Raw genomic sequence first — 16,690 nt, forward strand, 5'->3', positions numbered from 1 at the left:
GGGTTCTAGAACCCCGCGGGCTCGGTGTACACCCCCCACTCGTCCCGCAGCACCCCGCAGATCTCGCCGAGCGTGGCCTCGGCCCGCGCCGCGTCCAGCATGGGGCCGATCATGTTCGACCCGTCGCGCGCCGCCGCGAGCATCGCGTCCAGCGCGCCCGCCACGGCCGCCTCGTCCCGGACGCCCTTGCGCGCGCCCAGCTCCCGGATCTGCTCCCGCTCCACCTCGTGGCTGACCCGCAGGATCTCCAGGTCGCCGGTGACCGAGCCGTGGTGCACGTTGACGCCGACGACGCGCTTGTCGCCCTTCTCCACCGACCGCTGGTACTGGAACGCGGCCTCGGCGATCTCACCGGTGAACCAGCCGTCCTCGATACCGCGCAGGATGCCGGAGGTGATCGGCCCGATCGGGTGCTGTCCGTCCGGGTGGGCCCGCAGCCCGCGCTCCCTGATCTGCTCGAAGATCTTCTCGGCGTCCGCCTCGATCCGGTCGGTGAGCTGCTCGACGTACCACGAACCGCCCAGCGGGTCGGCCACGTTGGCGACCCCGGTCTCCTCCATGAGCACCTGCTGCGTCCGCAGCGCGATCTCCGCGGCCTGCTCGCTGGGCAGCGCGAGGGTCTCGTCCAGGGCGTTGGTGTGCAGGGAGTTGGTCCCGCCGAGCACGGCCGCGAGCGCCTCGACCGCCGTACGGACCACGTTGTTGTACGGCTGCTGCGCGGTCAGGGAGACGCCTGCGGTCTGGGTGTGGAAGCGCAGCCACTGGGCCTTCTCGGTCGTCGCGCCGTAGACGTCCCGCATCCAGCGGGCCCAGATGCGGCGCGCCGCGCGGAACTTGGCGATCTCTTCGAAGAAGTCGACGTGCGCGTCGAAGAAGAACGACAGGCCGGGGGCGAAGACGTCCACGTCCAGGCCGCGGGACAGGCCGAGTTCGACGTATCCGAAGCCGTCGGCGAGGGTGTACGCCAGCTCCTGCGCGGCCGTGGAGCCGGCCTCGCGGATGTGGTAGCCGGAGACGGAGAGCGGCTTGTAGGCGGGGATGCCCGTCGCGCAGTACTCCATGAGGTCGCCGATGAGGCGCAGGTGCGGCTCGGGCTGGAAGAGCCACTCCTTCTGGGCGATGTACTCCTTGAAGATGTCCGTCTGGAGGGTGCCGTTGAGGACGGCCGGGTCGATGCCCTGGCGCTCGGCGGCGACCAGGTACATGCAGAAGACGGGGACGGCCGGTCCGCTGATGGTCATGGAGGTCGTCACGTCGCCGAGCGGGATGTCCTTGAAGAGGACCTCCATGTCGGCGGCGGAGTCGATGGCGACCCCGCAGTGGCCGACCTCGCCCAGCGAGCGCGGGTCGTCGGAGTCGCGGCCCATGAGGGTCGGCATGTCGAAGGCGACGGACAGGCCTCCGCCGCCGTTGGCCAGGATCTTCTTGTAGCGCTCGTTGGTCTGCTCGGCGTTGCCGAACCCGGCGAACTGCCGGATCGTCCAGGTCCGCCCCCGGTAGCCGGTGGCGTACAGCCCGCGCGTGTAGGGGTACTCGCCGGGCCATCCGATCCGCTCGAAGCCGTCGTACCGGTCCCCCGGGCGTGGCCCGTACACCGGCTCGACCGGGTCCCCGGACAGCGTGGAGAAGTCGGCCTCACGCGTGCGTGCGGCGTCGAACCGGGCCTGCCAGCGTCGGCGGCCCTCTGCGATGGCGTCAGCGTCCATACCGTCGAATTTACTAGGACGTCCTAGTAAATGTCGATGGCTGACCGCCGTACGCGACTCGTACGGCGGTGGAGGCGGTGGTGCTCAGACCTCGGCGGCGACCGGAGCGGGCTCGGCGAACCGGCCCTCCAGCTCGCGGCTGATCCTGCGCTCGACGAAGAACGCGGCCGTCGGGATCGTGCCCGCGAGCAGCACCCACAGCTGCTTGCCGACCGGCCACTTGGCCTTGGAGCCCAGGTCGAAGGCGAAGAGCAGGTAGAGGACGTACAGCCAGCCGTGCGCGATGGCGACGACCTCGGTGAAGCTCCCGGCGCCGTCGATCTTCAGGAGGTACTTGGCGATCATGCTCAGGCAGAGCAGGACCAGCAGCACACCCGTGGTGTACGCCAAAACGCGGTAGCGGGTGAACACGCTCTTTTTCATGAGGACGAGCGTAACCACCCGTTCCGGGCGATCTTTCCCCGGGTCGGCGGCCCGGCTCACTCCTCGTCGAAGTCCGCCGCGGCGACCCGCAGCGGCCGGAGCATCGCGAAGATCTCCCCGCACTCCTCGGCGTCGTAGGCGCCCAGGCCGAAGTCCATCTCCATCAGGTCGCGGGTGGCCGCGTCGCAGACCTCGCGGCCCTTGTCGGTGATCGAGGCGAGGGTGCCGCGGCCGTCGTTGGGGTTGGGGCGCTTGGCGACGAGGCCGGACCTGGCCAGGCGGTCCACGGTGTTCGTCACGGAGGTGGGATGCACCATGAGCCGCTCGCCGATCTTGGACATGGGCAGCTCGCCGGCCTTGGAGAAGGTGAGCAGCACCAGCGCCTCGTAGCGCGCGAAGGTCAGTCCGTACGGCTTGACGACCGCGTCGACCTCGGCGAGCAGGATCTGCTGGGCCCGCATGATCGAGGTGATGGCGGCCATCGAGGGCACGCTTCCCCAGCGCTGCTTCCAGTGTTCGTCAGCACGGGCGATGGGGTCGAAAGGGAGACTGAGGGGCTTCGGCACGGCACCAGACCTTACCGGCCGGTCACATCGTGGTCAGCCCCGTCTCGCCTTTCGGTCCCGCGAGACCCCGGGAGCGCTCCGGAGGCACGCCGGTGACACCACGCGGCGGTACCCGTGTGCCCGGTGTCGCACCGGGGCGGGCGACACCCCTTATGCCAGGATTACTTACTGATTGTCCTTCAATATCCCTTCGCGCAAGGAGCAGCATGTCCCGGCTGATCCCCACGTTCGCGGCGCTCGCGGTGCTCGGCCTCGCGGTGGGCTGTTCGTCCGCGTCCGACGTCGACGAGGCCTCCGTCGCCGGTGCCCGGTCCAAGGGGCCGGTCGGCGACATGACCTTCTGGGTCGACCCGGCGAGCCCGGCGGCCGAGCAGATCCAGCTGTGGGAGCGGGAGGGGCGCACCCAGGACGCCGCCCTGCTCAAGCGGATCGCCGACGAGCCGGCCGCGCTGTGGCCCGCCGGGGAGCTCGACCCCGGTCCCGTGGTGCGGGCGGCGACCTCGGCCGCGCGCCAGGAGGGGCGCACGGCGCTCTTCGTGGCGTACGACATCCCGCACCGCGACTGCGGCCAGCACTCGGCGGGCGGGGCGGCGGACGCGGACGCGTACCGCGCGTGGATCGCCAAGTTCGCGGAGGCGCTGGGGAGTTCGAAGGCGCTGGTCGTGCTGGAGCCGGACGCCGTCGCGCACACGGTGGACGGCTGCACGCCCGGCGAGTACCAGGACGAGCGGGAGCGGCTGCTGAGCGAGGCGGTCGTCCGGCTGAAGCAGCAGCCGGGGACGCGGGTGTACCTCGACGCGGGCAACCCGGCCTGGATCAGGGACCCCGGGAAGCTGGTGGAGCCGTTGAAGCGGGCCGGTGTCCAGGAGGCCGACGGGTTCTCGCTCAACGTGTCCAACTTCCAGACGGACGCGGTGACGAAGAAGTACGGCGTCGAGCTGTCGCGCGACCTGGGCGGCAAGCACTTCGTCGTGGACACCAGCCGCAACGGCAACGGGCCGCTGGACGGCGCCTGGTGCAACCCGCCCGGCCGCGGCCTGGGCACCCGGCCGACCACCGACACCGGCGAGGCCACCCTCGACGCCTATCTCTGGATCAAGCGGCCCGGCGCCTCGGACGGCACCTGCGAGGGCGGTCCGAACGCCGGGCAGTGGTGGCCCGAGTACGCCCTGGAGCTGGCGCGCAACTCCAAGGCGTAGCAAGGGCGTTCAGTCTCCGGCGGCCGACCTCACCGGACCTGGATCCACTTGGCCTCCGACGGTGTGCCCTGCGCGTCCGTCACGAAGAGCATGTACCAGCCGGGCGGCACCAGCGCCTGGTCCTTGGGGACGTCCACCGTCACCGACCTGCCGTCCTTGACGAGGCCGAGTTCGATGGAGCGCTGCTCGACGTCGGTGGTGTGCGTGACCGAACTCGGCCGCATCAGACGGGCCTTGACGACCCGTTCGGGGTGGTCGGTGCGGAAGGTCGCGCGGTGGTGCCGGTCCAGGGTCTCCGGACCGTCCTGCAGTACGGGCCTGTTGGCGCCGTTCCTGTGCAGCGCGGGCGGGGTGAAGATCTCCATGCGCTGCTCGAAGTGGCCCAGTTTGGTGTTGGCCTGGTCGTCGAAGAGCGGGTCGGAGCCGAAGGTGACGACCCTGCCGTCGGGCAACAGCAGCGCCTCCGAATGGTAGTTGCGGCCGATCATGGGGGCGGCGGCCTCGTGGAAGGCGTTGCCCTTCGGATCGTAGAACTGCGCCTTGAAGATGTTGCTGGCGCTGCGGCCGCGGTAGTCCGAGGAGCCGTTGGTGGTGAAGACCGAGTCGTCCGGCATGATCACGCTGTTCAAGTACCGCGTGCCCTGCGGGAGTCGGGGGCCGTCCTTGAAGGCCGGGCTGTCCTGCTTGAGGTCGACGACCGCGGTGCGCGGGGTCGACTTCTTGGACTCGCCGACGCCTCCGCCGCCGAGGATCATCACCTTCTGGTCCTGTGCGGGCGGCAGCAGGAGCGAGGACGAGGTCTCGGTCTCGTCGGGGTCGCGCAACCCGGCGACCTTGGTGAACTTGTTGGTCTTCAGGTCCCAGAGACCCGGCTCACGGCCCTTGTCGGCCGGTCCGTAGCCGGCGTTGGAGGCCGGGTAGAAGAGCTTTCCGCCCTTGGTGAGGAAGAGGGCCGGGTAGGTGGGGAAGTAGCGTTTGGGACCCGGGGTCCACTTCTTGGTCTTCGGGTCGTAGATCTCGTTGTCGCCCTGGTCGATGACGCCGACGTCGTCGAGGCCGGAGACGGCGAGGACGCGGCCGTCGTCGAGGCCGACGAGGGTCGGGTACCAGCGGGCCTTCTCCATCGGGTCGACGGGGACGTACCGCTCCGCCTTCGGGTCGAACTCGTAGGCGGCGCGGATGCCTTGGTAGTCCTGCTTCTGCAGGGTGATCTTCTCGCTCAGGCCGTACGTGTTGTCCGCGTCCTTGCCCTTGAGGCCGACGATGTCGTACTGGGCCTGGTTCTCGGTGACCGACATCGGGCCCGGTTCGGAGGCCTCGACGAAGACGCGGACCTCGCTCGCGGTGACCTTGGTCTGCCAGGGCTGCATCACACCGCGGGCGTTGTAGGTGACCTTGAACTCGCGCTTGGCCTTGGGGACGGTGACGTCGAACCGGGTGACGTAGTCGACGCCGGCCGGGGAGCGGAAGACGGTGCCCTTCTTGAGGAACATCGCCTTGTTCGGGCTCTCGTTCTTGACGCGCATGCCGCCGCCGGCCCGCTTGACCTCGCCGTCGAGGAGTTCGTAGCGGGCGGTGCCGCCGGCCACCAGCAGGTTGCCGCTGGGGAGTTGGCTGTGGCCGCCGCAGAAGAAGTCGACCGGGGTCGGGATCTTCTTGAACGTGTTGGCCTTCGGATCCCACAGCACGGTGTCGAAGGAACCCGCGTCGAACTTCTTCTGCTCGTTCCCCGATCCGGCGACGATCAGCACCTTGCCGGTGTGCAGCAGCGAGGCGTGGATGGCGTTGGTGCGGTACTCCTTCGGGATGTCGATCTGGTCCCAGGAGCCGTACTTGGCCATGTACTCGGGCCGCGTGATCTTGTAGTCGTGGTACTGCTCGCTCGCGAAGTCGAGTGCCGCCGGGGCGTTGAGACCGGCCAGCACGGCGACGCCGCCGATACCGAGGACGGTCTTCCTGGTTCTCTGGGACGGCTGGAAAGCCATGGTCAGTTGCCCCCTGTCGTGGTGCTGGAGACGGACGGACCCGCCCCGGTGGTGGCGAGCGCGGGCTCGGCCGTGTCGAGGGTGCGCGCACCGCCGAGCAGCGACCGCCGCTCCCGGCGTTCCCTGAGCAGCGAGCCGGCCCAGATCGCCGGCGGGGCAAGGGAGATGACCATGCCCAGGACGGCCCAGGTGCGCATGGCCGCGTGCGTGTGGTCGAGGACGACGGAGCCGGCCAGCGAGGTCGCCAGGACGAGCGCCCAGAAGAGATGGATGCGGAAGGTCATCACCCGGTCGGGACTGGCGTCGCCGCCCTTGGGAGTGACGACGAACCGGCTCGGCCGGCGGATGAGCGCCTCGCCGAAGGACTTCAGGTAGATGGGCGCGGACAGGGCGGACATCGCCATGCCGGCCAGCCCGCCCGACCCCTCCGGCTCGTGCGGGGAGACGTTGTGCCGCCGGTTCCACAGGTACAGCCCGATCTGGAGCGCGGCGGCGTCGCTGTAGAGCATCAGCCACACCGACGCGGCGACCTGGGTGCCGGACGCCCCGAACCACAGGAACAGGAAGCAACTCGTGATGCCCAGCAGCCAGTTGACGGCCGTCATCGGGTAGTAGACGAGCATCATCGTGTACGAGAACAGCCGCCCCGGAGGCATCGTGAACGGCGCCTTCCAGTACTGCTTGATCAGCGTCTCGTACGTGCCGCGCGACCACCGCATCTGCTGGGTGAAGAAGTCGGTCCAGGAGGCGGGGCCCTCACCGACGGCGAGCACGTCCGGGGTGTAGACGGACCGCCAGTGCGTACGGGTCACCGGATTGCGGTGCCGGTGCAGCTCGAACCCGGTGGCCATGTCCTCGGTGATGGAGTCGTACAGCCCGCCGATCTGCCGGACGGCGGCCATGCGTACGACGTTGTTCGTCCCGACGAACATGGGGGCGCGGTAGCGGTTGCCGGCGCGCTGGATCAGGGCGTGGAAGAGGAACTGCTGCGACTCGGCGGCCTTGGTGACGGGGTTGTGGTAGTTCCCGTACACCTGCGGTCCCACGACGAAGGCGACGTCCGGGTCGCGGAAGTAACCCATCATCCGCTCAAGGAAGTTGGGGAGCGGGACGTGGTCGGTGTCGACGGAGGCGAAGAACTCGTAGTCGCCGCCGTGCAGGGCGATCCAGGCGTTGTAGTTCCCGTGCTTCGTACGGGCCTTGTGGACGCCCTTGGGCCGGTTCCACTCCGGGACGCCGTGCCGGGTGAAGTGCCGTACGCCCAACTCGGCGCACAGGGCCTTGGCCTGGTCGTCGTCACCCTCGTCGAGAAGCCACACGTCGACGGGCCCGGTGTGCGTGACCCTGACCGCGCCTTCGAGGGTGGCGCGGACCATGGCCAGCGGTTCCTTGCCCGGGACGTACGTCGTGAGGAAGGCGACGCGGGTGCCGGGGGCGGGGGCGACGGGGATCGGGTCGCGGGCGACCAGCGTGGCGTGGGCGACGGAGGCCACGTTGACGACCATGAACAGCTCGATGAGGCCGATGGCTATCAGCATCGTGACGTCGAGCCAGACCATCCACTCCTGACCGCCCTCGCGCTCGACCCAGTGGGAGGGCCAGACGAGATAGACGAGCAAAGCGGCGGTGAGCACCGGGGCGAGGCTCATCAGGAGGACAGCGCGTATTCGGTGGGGCTCGCGCGAGAGGAGCGAGGTGTACTGCACCTGGTACGACCCACCGGACGGCTCGGTGAGCGGCCCGGCCAGTCGGCTGTAGGTGTCGTAGTCGTAGCCCTCCGGCCGCACAGCGCCCTCCAGTGATTGAGGAGTGATCGACGCCCGGGTCCAGGAACCACGTTCCGAAGATCGACCGGGCCGATACCCACACACAAGTAGACATATGAGGGCGTGTCGAACTGGGCGCGTCCAGGTGGGTGGGGAGTTGCCTCCGGTGGTGGAACGGGGCGGTTGGCGGCGGCCATGAGGGCGGGGCGGGATGCTTCGGAGGCGGTGCAGGGCGCTCCCGGCAGGAGGGCAACGCGCCTTCGACGGCTGAGTGAGTCGACTCTCGTGGCGGAGCGACACGCCATCGACGAGAGGACAGGGACTTCCCCGCAGTGGAGCGGCGTGCGCGGTGTCCCCGGTGGCCGGGGCGGGTGCGGGTGCCTTCAGTTGGCCCTCGGTGGAGGGGAGGCATTCGCATGCCCGGCCGCGCCGAACTCGTCGGCGGGATCTACGCGCCCGGGGCGCGGCCGTGGGCGTCGACGCCGGTCACCCGGGGGGCGTCGGGGAGGATCCGCGGTTGTCCGGAGGCGGCTCGGGGGCGGGTTCCTCGTGGGCCGTCAGGAAGCTTGCCTTCGACGCGATGAGGAGCGCCCCCCGGAGGGATCGGCGCTGCGGGAGGTTTCGGAGCGGCTGGACAGCGCGTCGGGGTCGCCCCTCGCGCGACCCCGTAGCACTCCCCCTACTCCGCCAAATGCCGTTCGACCGTCTCCACCTTGGACGTGAGGCCGTCCGTCACACCGGGGCGGATGTCCGCCTTGAGGACGACGGAGACCCGGGGGGCACGGGACTCGACCGCGGCGACGGCGCGCTTGACGACGTCCATGACCTCGTCCCACTCCCCCTCGACGGACGTGAACATCGCGTCGGTGCGGTTGGGCAGGCCGGACTCGCGGACCACGCGGACGGCGTCGGCGACGTACTCCCCCACGTCCTCGCCGACACCGAGGGGCGTCACGGAAAAGGCGACGATCATGCGTTCACGATTCCTTCCTGGCGGGCGCGGGAGGCGATGACCGCGTTCTCGGCCTCGCGCTTGAGCTTGCGCTCGGCGAAGAAGCCGCCGGTGGGCAGCACGGAGAGGACGAAGTACAACGCGGCCGTCTTGGCACCCCACTTGGTCCGGTTCCAGGCGTCGGCCCAGAAGAGGACGTAGAGGACGAAGAGCACGCCGTGGACCATGCCCATGACGGGCACCGCGTTGAAGTCCGTGGTCCGCTTCAGCACCGAGCAGACGAGCAGCAGGAGGAAGGACACGGCTTCGGGGGCCGACACCAGGCGGAGGCGGCGGATGGCGGTGGCGGTCTTGATGTCCACGGGTCACCTTCGGGGAGGGAGACGTCCACAGTTTGTGAACGCGAGCACAAACGTTCACCCATTGTGGCAAACGGCTGGGCGCGCCGAGACTGGGGGTCCGCAGCCGACGTTCCGGGAGCTCCCGTGCAGTTCGTGTTCTTCATGACCCTGCCGGGGCTGGTCGTCCTCCTGACCGCGTTCGCCTTCCTCGACCAGCTGCTGCTGAAGGCCGGCCGCGCGGGCGTGCTGCCCTGGCGGAACGCCGGCCGGCAGGGGCAGATATCCGCGACCGGCTTCGAGCAGCTGCACGCGAGCCTGTCGCCGGGCAAGCAGACCGAACTGAAGGAACGGCAGAGCGCCCTGGTGATGCGGGACGACGAGGAGGACGGGGCGCCGCCCTGGTCCACGGTCGACCTGCGCGCCGGCACCGCGGTCATCCGGCTGACCGCGCACGCGCCCCGCGACACCGCGTAGATCCGCCCTTAGGGGGACAGATCAGGGTCGATCTCCACCCACGGGCCCTGTCCTCCACCGCGCCCCTGCGGCTACCTTCGCTGCGTGGCGATGTTTCGGCTCCAGGGCAGCAAGGTGCTCGCCGTCGACATGACCGGGGACGCCGTGAAGGCGAAGAACGGCTCGATGGTCGCGTACGACGGGCAGATGGCCTTCAAGAAGATGACCGGCGGCGGTGAGGGCATCCGGGGGATGGTGACCCGGCGGCTCACCGGTGAGCAGATGACGGTGATGGAGGTGAGGGGGCAGGGGACCTGCTGGTTCGCGGACCGGGCCTCCGAGATCAACCTCGTGAGCCTCCAGGGGGACAAGCTGTACGTCGAGTCGAGCAACCTGCTGGCGACGGACGCGGGGCTGCGGACGGGCACGACGTTCACCGGCCTGCGCGGCGCCTCGCAGGGCAACGGCCTGTTCACGACGACCGTCGAGGGACACGGCCAGGCGGCGATCATGTCGGACGGCCCGGCCGTCGTGCTCCGGGTCAGCCGGCAGTACCCGCTGACGGTCGACCCCGGCGCGTACATCGCGCACCAGGGGAACCTCCAGCAGTCCTTCCAGTCCGGTGTGACCTTCCGCACGTTCTTCGGGGAGGGCGGCGGCGAGGCCTTCCAGATCCGCTTCGAGGGCGACGGCCTCGTCTACGTCCAGCCCAGCGAGCGGAACACGATCGCGGGGGACATGTGACATGGCGTTCACCGAGATCAACTCGAAGATGATCCAGGCCACGGTCGTGCCGGGCCAGCGGCTGTTCAGCCAGCGCGGCGCGATGCTCGCCTACAAGGGGGACGTCTCCTTCACCCCGAACATCCAGGGCGGCCAGGGCGGCGTCATGTCGATGATCGGACGCCGCGTGGCCAACGAGGCGACCCCGCTGATGACCGTGGAGGGCAGCGGCACCGTGATGTTCGGTCACGGCGGCCACCACATCCAGATCATCAACCTCAGCGGGGACACCCTCTATGTGGAGGCCGACCGCCTCCTCGCCTTCGAGGGCACCCTCCAGCAGGGCACCATGTTCATGGGCTCGCAGGGCGGCGTCATGGGCATGGTCCGCGGCCAGGTCACCGGCCAGGGCCTGTTCACCACCACGCTCCAGGGACAGGGCTCGGTCGCGGTGATGGCCCACGGCGGTGTCTTCGAGGTCCCGATCACCCCCGGCCGCCCCGTCCACGTCGACCCGCAGGCCTACGTCGCCCACCACGGCGACGTACGCAACAAGCTGTCCGCCGCGCTCGGCTGGCGGGACATGGTGGGCCGGGGCTCCGGCGAGGCCTTCCAGCTGGAGCTGAGCGGCAGCGGCGCGGTGTACGTCCAGGCGTCGGAGGAGAAGCTGTGAGCCAGTACGCGGGGCCCGGCCCCACGGTCTTCGACCCGATGACCCTCCCGGTCGACGACAACGTCAACAAGTACACCTTCTGCGTGGAGCTGAAGAGCAGCCAGTGGTTCCTGCAGAAGGGGAAGATGATCGCCTACTACGGCTCGATGGAGTTCAACGGCATCGGGCACGGGCGACTCGACCGACTTGTCCGTACGTCGTTCCATTCGCCTCTGCACGCGAGCGACTGGGTCGTGGCGGAGGGTTCGGGCAAGATGCTGCTCGCCGACCGGGCCTTCGACGTCAATTCGTACGACCTCGACGACGGCAACCTGACCATTCGCTCGGGCAACTTGCTTGCTTTTCAGCCAAGTCTCGCTCTCAAGCAGTCGATTGTTCCCGGCTTTCTGACACTCATCGGAACCGGCAAGTTCGTGGCCGCCTCGAACGGCCCGGTGGTGTTCATGGAACCCCCCATCAGAGTCGACCCCCAGGCCCTCGTCGGCTGGGCCGACTGCCCCTCCCCGTGCCATCACTACGACCACGCGTACATGACCGGCCTGATGGGCGGCCTACGTGCGATGACGGGCATCGGCGGAGCGTCCGGCGAGGAGCACCAGTTCGAGTTCGTCGGGGCCGGCACGGTGCTGCTCCAGTCGTCCGAGGCGCTCATGGCCGAGCAGGCCACGGGGGCCGTTCCGCACGAGCCGGGGGTACCCGGCGGGGGTGGGGCCCGCACAGGCCCCGCACAGCAAGCGGGCGCACCGCGCCTTCCCGGACAGCTGGGAGATCTCCAGCGTCGCTTCGGGCTGTGAGCGGTAGTCTGCGGAGTGTGACGTCGAACATGTGCGCGCCGTCACGCCACCCTCACTAGTTCGCCTTTCAACATTTTAGGTAGACTTCATTCATGGAGACCGAGACGGCCACGCGCTGGCTGACCGATGAGGAGCAGTGCGCCTGGCGCACCCACCTGGAGGTCAACAGGCTGCTGACATACCAACTCGAAAAGGATCTGCAGCCGTTCGGCCTGACGATGAACGACTACGAGATTCTGGTGAATCTCTCAGAAGCGGAGGACGTACGGCTGCGGATGAGCGATCTCGCCGCCGCCACGCTCCAGTCCAAGAGCCGCCTCTCGCATCAGATCACCCGGATGGAGAACGCGGATCTGGTCCGGCGGGAGAACTGCGAGTCGGACCGCCGCGGGCTGTACGCGGTGCTCACCGAGCACGGCCTGGAGACGATGAAGAAGGTCGCGCCCCACCATGTGGCGTCCGTCCGGCGGCACTTCATCGACCTCGTGACACCGGAAGGTCTGTCGGAACTCGACAAAACACTGAAGCCGATCGCGGAACACCTGCGCGGCCAGCGGGGACGCCCCTGACCCGGGTGACGGGACAGTCTGGGGGCCCCGCCCCCAGACCCCCGACCGGCCCTGAAGGGGCCTCGTCCTCACACGCCGTGACGGGCCGAGGACACGGGCCCGCACGGAAAGGCTCCGGCTCACGGCAGCCCCTCAGGGGCGCGGGGAACTGCGCGGCCGGCCCCAGCGCGCCGGCGGACAGGCAACCATCCCGGCACCCCCCGCCACCACCCCGGCCACCACGAAACAGACCCCGAGCGGCAGCCGCCCGACCAGCAGCCCCGCCGCCACCGACCCACCCGAACTCCCGGCGTTCACCGCCATGTTGATCCACGCCCCGGCCTGCGTCCGCGCGCGGGGCACCGCGATCTCGTCGGCCAGCAGATACGCCGTGGTCAGCGCCGGTGCCACGAAGAACCCCGCGCACCCCACCGCGACGGTGAGTGACCAGACCCCCGTCGCGAACCCGGCCGCGGCCAACGCCAGCCCGAGCCCCAGCGCCGCCCCGGACAACCGGACCCGCGCGGCCGTACGCCAGGCGACCGCCCCGTTCAGCAGGCCGCCCACCGCGCTGCCCGCGGAGAGCGCCGCCAGCACCCACGGCACGACACCGTCGCCGTACCCCCGCTGCTCGACGAACACCGTCACCAGCAGGTAGACGGCGCTCAACGCGAGCCCCGTCCCGGCCGCCACGACGACCGGGCCGAGCAGACCGCGGACCCGGGCGAGCCCCGACCCCCGCGCGCCGCCCGCGGGCACGTGGACCCCGGACAGTGCCGGTGACATGACGAACGCGAACGTCCCGGTGACGACGAGGACCGCGCTGAGCAGCACCCCCACCGCCGGCGGAGCGAAGCCGAGCACCGCGCCGACCGCCAACGGGCCGACGACGTAGAGGAGTTCCTCGGCGACCCCGTCGAGGCTGTACGCGCGCTGCAACAGCCCGCGCTCGCCCACGAGTTCGGCCCAGACGGAGCGCATCGTGGGTCCCAGCGGGGGCGCGCACACGCCGGTGAGCGCGGCCACCGCGCCGAGCACCACCTCCGGCGTCCCGGGGCTCCGGGTCACCGCCGCGAGGACGCACAGGAGACCGCCGTAGAGGAGGGCCATGGGTGGGAGGGCGCGGCGGGGGCCGTGGCGGTCGACCAGGGCGGCGCGCAGGGGCAGGAGGAGGACGGTCGCGGTGCCGAAGGCGGCCATGATCGTGCCGGCGGCGGCGTAGGAGCCGGTGGCGCGGACGACCGCGAGGAGGACCGCCGGGGAGACCATGCCGTACGACAGGCGGCCGACGAGCGCCGCGGCGAACGTGCGGCGGGCGTAGGGGACTTGGAGTACGGCGGCGTACGAAGGGCACGCCGGAGTCGGCGTGGAAGAGGGCGCGGGCATGCGAGGGGTTCCTCAGCTGGAGGCAGGTGAAAGGGACGCCTGTGCGCCGCGCGACGGTGGTGGGACGCGATCAGGTCCCGTGCGATCCGACGGGATCGCTGCCGTGCGCGGGCCGGGCGGGCCCTATGCCAAGAGGAGGAACATGCGGTCAGCGTATCGACCGGGGGTCGGCCCCCGCCACCGCGTCAGCCCTGCGTGATGCCCTCGATCAGCTCGTCCGCCGCGCGGTAGGGATCCAGCTCCCCCGCCACGATCCGCTCCGCGAGAGCGCTCAGCCGGCGGTCTCCGTGCAGGTCGCCGATGCGGGCGCGCAGGGCGGTGACCGCGATCGTCTCGACCTCGCGCGCCGCCCGGGCCGCGCGGCGCTCCGCGAGGACGCCGTGCTCCTCCATCCACGCCCGGTGCTTCTCCAGGGCCTCCACGACCTCGTCGATGCCCTCGGCGCGGGAGGCGACCGTCCTGACGATCGGGGGGCGCCAGTCGCCGGGGCCGCGGGACTCGCCGAGGCCCAGCATGTGGTTCAGCTCGCGGGCGGTCGCGTCGGCGCCGTCACGGTCGGCCTTGTTGACGACGTAGACGTCGCCGATCTCCAGGATCCCGGCCTTCGCCGCCTGGATGCCGTCGCCCATGCCCGGGGCCAGCAGCACCACGCTGGTGTCGGCCTGGGAGGCGATCTCGACCTCCGACTGGCCCACGCCGACCGTCTCCACCAGGATCACGTCGCAGCCCGCCGCGTCCAGGACGCGGATGGCCTGCGGGGCGGACCAGGCGAGGCCGCCGAGGTGGCCGCGGGTGGCCATCGAGCGGATGTAGACGCCGGGGTCGGAGGAGTGGTCCGACATGCGGACGCGGTCGCCGAGCAGGGCACCGCCGGAGAACGGCGAGGACGGGTCGACGGCCAGCACGCCGACCCGCCTGCCCTGCTTGCGGTACGCCGTGACCAGCGCGGACGTCGAGGTCGACTTGCCGACGCCCGGCGAACCGGTGAGGCCCACGACGTACGCCCCGCCGGTCAGCGGTGCGAGCGCCGCCATGACCTCCCGCAGTTGCGGGGAGGCCCCTTCCACCAGGGAGATCAGCCGGGCCACGGCGCGCGGCCGGCCTTCCCTGGCCTGGGCCACCAGCGAGGCGACGTCCTGCATCACGGCTCCGTTCCGTTACGAGAGATACTGCTGTCAGGCCTTCGGCACCCGCACGATCAGGGCGTCGCCCTGACCGCCGCCGCCGCACAGCGCCGCCGCGCCGACCCCGCCGCCGCGCCGCTTCAGCTCCAGGGCCAGGTGCAGGACGAGACGGGCGCCGGACATGCCGATGGGGTGGCCCAGGGCGATGGCGCCGCCGTTGACGTTCACCTTTTCCGTGGACACCCCGAGGTCCTTCATTGACTGCACCGCCACGGCGGCGAAGGCCTCGTTGATCTCGATCAGGTCGAGGCTCTCGACCTCCAGGCCCTCCTTCTTGAGGGCGTGCAGGATCGCGTTGGACGGCTGCGACTGGAGGGAGTTGTCGGGTCCCGCCACATTGCCGTGCGCGCCGATCTCGGCGATCCACTCCAGGCCCAGCTCCTGCGCCTTGGTCTTGCTCATCACGACCACGGCCGCCGCGCCGTCCGAGATCTGCGAGGAGGTGCCGGCGGTGATCGTGCCGTCCCTGCTGAACGCGGGGCGCAACCGGGCGAGGGACTCGGCCGTGGTCTCCGCGCGGATGCCCTCGTCCTTGCTGAAGACGACCGGCTCGCCCTTGCGCTGCGGGATCTCGACCGGGGTGATCTCGGCCTCGAAGACGCCGTTCTGCTGGGCCGCGGCGGCGCGCTGGTGGGACAGGGCGGCGATCTCGTCCTGCTCGGGGCGCCCGATGCCGAGGCGGGTGTTGTGCTTCTCCGTGGACTCGCCCATGGCGATGTTCTCGAAGGCGTCGGTCAGGCCGTCGTGGGCCATCGCGTCGAGCATCTCGATCGCACCGTACTTGTGTCCCTCGCGGGACTTGGGGAGCAGGTGGGGGGCGTTGGTCATGGACTCCTGGCCGCCCGCGACGATCACGTCGAACTCACCTGCACGGATGAGCTGGTCGGCGAGCGCGATGGCGTCGAGGCCGGAGAGGCAGACCTTGTTGATGGTGAGCGCCGGGACGCCCATGGGGATGCCCGCCTTGACGGCGGCCTGGCGTGCCGGGATCTGCCCTGCCCCGGCCTGGAGCACCTGGCCCATGATCACGTACTGCACCTGGTCGCCACCGATACCCGCACGGTCGAGGGCGGCCTTGATCGCGAAGCCGCCGAGGTCGGCTCCGGAGAAGGACTTCAGGGAGCCCAGCAGGCGTCCCATGGGCGTCCGGGCACCCGAGACGATCACCGAGGTCGTGCTGTTCGTTCCAGACATGAGGTGCGATCCCCTTCCAGCGTTTTTCAGCTGAGGAGTGAACGAGGGTTTACTTGAAATGTACTGAGCGGTAGTACACCCCGTCATCGGGCCGTCGGTGTGATCGCGCGCACGTTGCGTAACCGCCGCGCGAGCGCTGCACTACATACATGCTGACGCGAATCGACCACATCGGGATCGCCTGCCTCGACCTCGACAAGACGGTGGAGTTCTACCGTGCCACCTACGGCTTCGAGGTGTTCCACTCCGAGGTCAACGAGGAGCAGGGCGTGCGCGAGGCCATGTTGAAGATCAACAACACGGACGACGGCGGCGCCTCCTACCTCCAGCTCCTCGAACCCACCCGCGAGGACTCCGCCGTGGGCAAGTGGCTGGCGAAGAACGGCGAGGGTGTCCACCACATCGCCTTCGGTACGGCGGACGTCGACACCGACTCCGCGGACATCCGGGGAAAGGGCGTACGCGTTCTGTACGACGAGCCCCGGCGCGGCTCCATGGGGTCACGGATCACGTTCCTGCACCCAAAGGATTGCCATGGCGTACTGACAGAACTGGTCACTTCGGCGCCTGTTGAGTCACCTGAGCACTGACCCTCGTACATATGGGCCGGTAGGGTTGGGGTCGGTCGTCGCCCGCAACCGGGGCAACGGCATGCCGGGGTCCGGGTTTCGGGGGGCGAGCGTCGGGCAGCAGCCCATGCTCCGTCGTTGATCTGACACCATTCCCCGGGAGCACCGTTCGGCGGATGGACGGCGCTCGTTGGAGTAAACCGCGACCAGGGGACGGATGGGACCGCG

At 69.9% G+C, this 16,690-nt stretch carries 17 protein-coding genes; 7 read left to right on the top strand and 10 right to left on the bottom strand.

Annotation, left to right across the window (positions count from 1 at the left end; translation table 11 throughout):
- Positions 1-5: 5 nt before the first annotated feature.
- The 3 genes from ACIPTO_RS39700 to ACIPTO_RS39710 all read right to left on the bottom strand — a co-directional run bounded on the left by ACIPTO_RS39700 (position 6) and on the right by ACIPTO_RS39710 (position 2,695).
- Positions 6-1,706 carry a methylmalonyl-CoA mutase family protein gene (locus ACIPTO_RS39700; RefSeq protein ID WP_366325265.1) on the bottom strand — a complete coding sequence of 567 codons (1,701 nt, stop codon included), beginning with the start codon at positions 1,704-1,706 and terminating at the stop codon, positions 6-8.
- Between the two features lie 84 nt (positions 1,707-1,790).
- Positions 1,791-2,129 (bottom strand): DUF3817 domain-containing protein, encoded by a 339-nt coding sequence (locus ACIPTO_RS39705; protein ID WP_366325267.1) that lies wholly within the window; start codon positions 2,127-2,129, stop codon positions 1,791-1,793.
- 56 nt (positions 2,130-2,185) lie between these two features.
- Positions 2,186-2,695 carry a MarR family transcriptional regulator gene (locus ACIPTO_RS39710; RefSeq protein ID WP_366325269.1) on the bottom strand — a complete coding sequence of 170 codons (510 nt, stop codon included), beginning with the start codon at positions 2,693-2,695 and terminating at the stop codon, positions 2,186-2,188.
- Positions 2,696-2,901: 206 nt separating this feature from the next.
- Here ACIPTO_RS39710 and ACIPTO_RS39715 point away from each other — a divergent pair, with 206 nt between their 5' ends.
- A complete protein-coding gene (locus ACIPTO_RS39715) occupies positions 2,902-3,894 on the top strand; it encodes a glycoside hydrolase family 6 protein (RefSeq protein ID WP_401200111.1) in 993 nt (330 codons plus the stop codon).
- A gap of 29 nt (positions 3,895-3,923) precedes the next feature.
- Here the strand turns inward: ACIPTO_RS39715 and ACIPTO_RS39720 are convergent, their stop codons facing one another.
- From ACIPTO_RS39720 to ACIPTO_RS39735, 4 genes are all read right to left on the bottom strand, one after another.
- Positions 3,924-5,879: a galactose oxidase-like domain-containing protein gene (locus tag ACIPTO_RS39720; RefSeq protein WP_401200114.1), complete on the bottom strand. Its 1,956-nt coding sequence runs from the start codon at positions 5,877-5,879 to the stop codon at positions 3,924-3,926.
- A 2-nt stretch (positions 5,880-5,881) separates the two neighbouring features.
- Complete coding sequence (locus ACIPTO_RS39725; protein ID WP_401200117.1) at positions 5,882-7,666, bottom strand: glycosyltransferase family 2 protein; 1,785 nt, start codon at positions 7,664-7,666, stop codon at positions 5,882-5,884.
- 658 nt (positions 7,667-8,324) lie between these two features.
- Positions 8,325-8,618: an MTH1187 family thiamine-binding protein gene (locus ACIPTO_RS39730; protein ID WP_366325277.1), complete on the bottom strand. Its 294-nt coding sequence runs from the start codon at positions 8,616-8,618 to the stop codon at positions 8,325-8,327.
- Positions 8,615-8,959: a DUF3817 domain-containing protein gene (locus ACIPTO_RS39735; RefSeq protein ID WP_366325279.1), complete on the bottom strand. Its 345-nt coding sequence runs from the start codon at positions 8,957-8,959 to the stop codon at positions 8,615-8,617. Before ACIPTO_RS39735 ends, ACIPTO_RS39730 begins: the two co-directional genes overlap by 4 nt.
- 123 nt (positions 8,960-9,082) lie before the next feature.
- Here ACIPTO_RS39735 and ACIPTO_RS39740 point away from each other — a divergent pair, with 123 nt between their 5' ends.
- The 5 genes from ACIPTO_RS39740 (at position 9,083) to ACIPTO_RS39760 (ending at position 12,150) form a co-directional block, all read left to right on the top strand.
- Positions 9,083-9,412 (top strand): DUF6191 domain-containing protein, encoded by a 330-nt coding sequence (locus tag ACIPTO_RS39740; protein ID WP_401200121.1) that lies wholly within the window; start codon positions 9,083-9,085, stop codon positions 9,410-9,412.
- A gap of 90 nt (positions 9,413-9,502) precedes the next feature.
- Positions 9,503-10,135 (top strand): AIM24 family protein, encoded by a 633-nt coding sequence (locus ACIPTO_RS39745; RefSeq protein ID WP_401200323.1) that lies wholly within the window; start codon positions 9,503-9,505, stop codon positions 10,133-10,135.
- Between the two features lies 1 nt (position 10,136).
- Complete coding sequence (locus tag ACIPTO_RS39750; RefSeq protein WP_366325282.1) at positions 10,137-10,787, top strand: AIM24 family protein; 651 nt, start codon at positions 10,137-10,139, stop codon at positions 10,785-10,787.
- Positions 10,784-11,581, top strand: a complete 798-nt coding sequence (locus tag ACIPTO_RS39755; protein ID WP_401200124.1) for an AIM24 family protein — start codon at positions 10,784-10,786, stop codon at positions 11,579-11,581. The genes ACIPTO_RS39750 and ACIPTO_RS39755 overlap by 4 nt, the downstream gene beginning before the upstream one ends.
- Positions 11,582-11,673: 92 nt before the next feature.
- Positions 11,674-12,150, top strand: a complete 477-nt coding sequence (locus tag ACIPTO_RS39760; protein WP_329257547.1) for a MarR family transcriptional regulator — start codon at positions 11,674-11,676, stop codon at positions 12,148-12,150.
- 132 nt (positions 12,151-12,282) lie between these two features.
- On the opposite strand, the gene ACIPTO_RS39765 is transcribed toward ACIPTO_RS39760, so the two are convergent.
- From ACIPTO_RS39765 to ACIPTO_RS39775, 3 genes are all read right to left on the bottom strand, one after another.
- Complete coding sequence (locus tag ACIPTO_RS39765; protein WP_401200129.1) at positions 12,283-13,515, bottom strand: MFS transporter; 1,233 nt, start codon at positions 13,513-13,515, stop codon at positions 12,283-12,285.
- Between the two features lie 185 nt (positions 13,516-13,700).
- Positions 13,701-14,657, bottom strand: coding sequence for a methylmalonyl Co-A mutase-associated GTPase MeaB (gene meaB, locus ACIPTO_RS39770; RefSeq protein WP_366325288.1), 957 nt, complete (start codon positions 14,655-14,657; stop codon positions 13,701-13,703).
- A gap of 33 nt (positions 14,658-14,690) precedes the next feature.
- Complete coding sequence (locus ACIPTO_RS39775; protein WP_401200132.1) at positions 14,691-15,893, bottom strand: acetyl-CoA C-acetyltransferase; 1,203 nt, start codon at positions 15,891-15,893, stop codon at positions 14,691-14,693.
- Positions 15,894-16,042: 149 nt separating this feature from the next.
- Between ACIPTO_RS39775 and mce the strand changes: the two genes are divergently transcribed.
- A complete protein-coding gene (gene mce / locus ACIPTO_RS39780; RefSeq protein ID WP_366325292.1) occupies positions 16,043-16,483 on the top strand; it encodes a methylmalonyl-CoA epimerase in 441 nt (146 codons plus the stop codon).
- Positions 16,484-16,690 lie beyond the last annotated feature (207 nt).

Origin of the sequence: Streptomyces sp. NPDC090083 (assembly GCF_044747445.1) — a bacterium.
Taxonomy (GTDB): Bacteria; Actinomycetota; Actinomycetes; order Streptomycetales; family Streptomycetaceae; genus Streptomyces.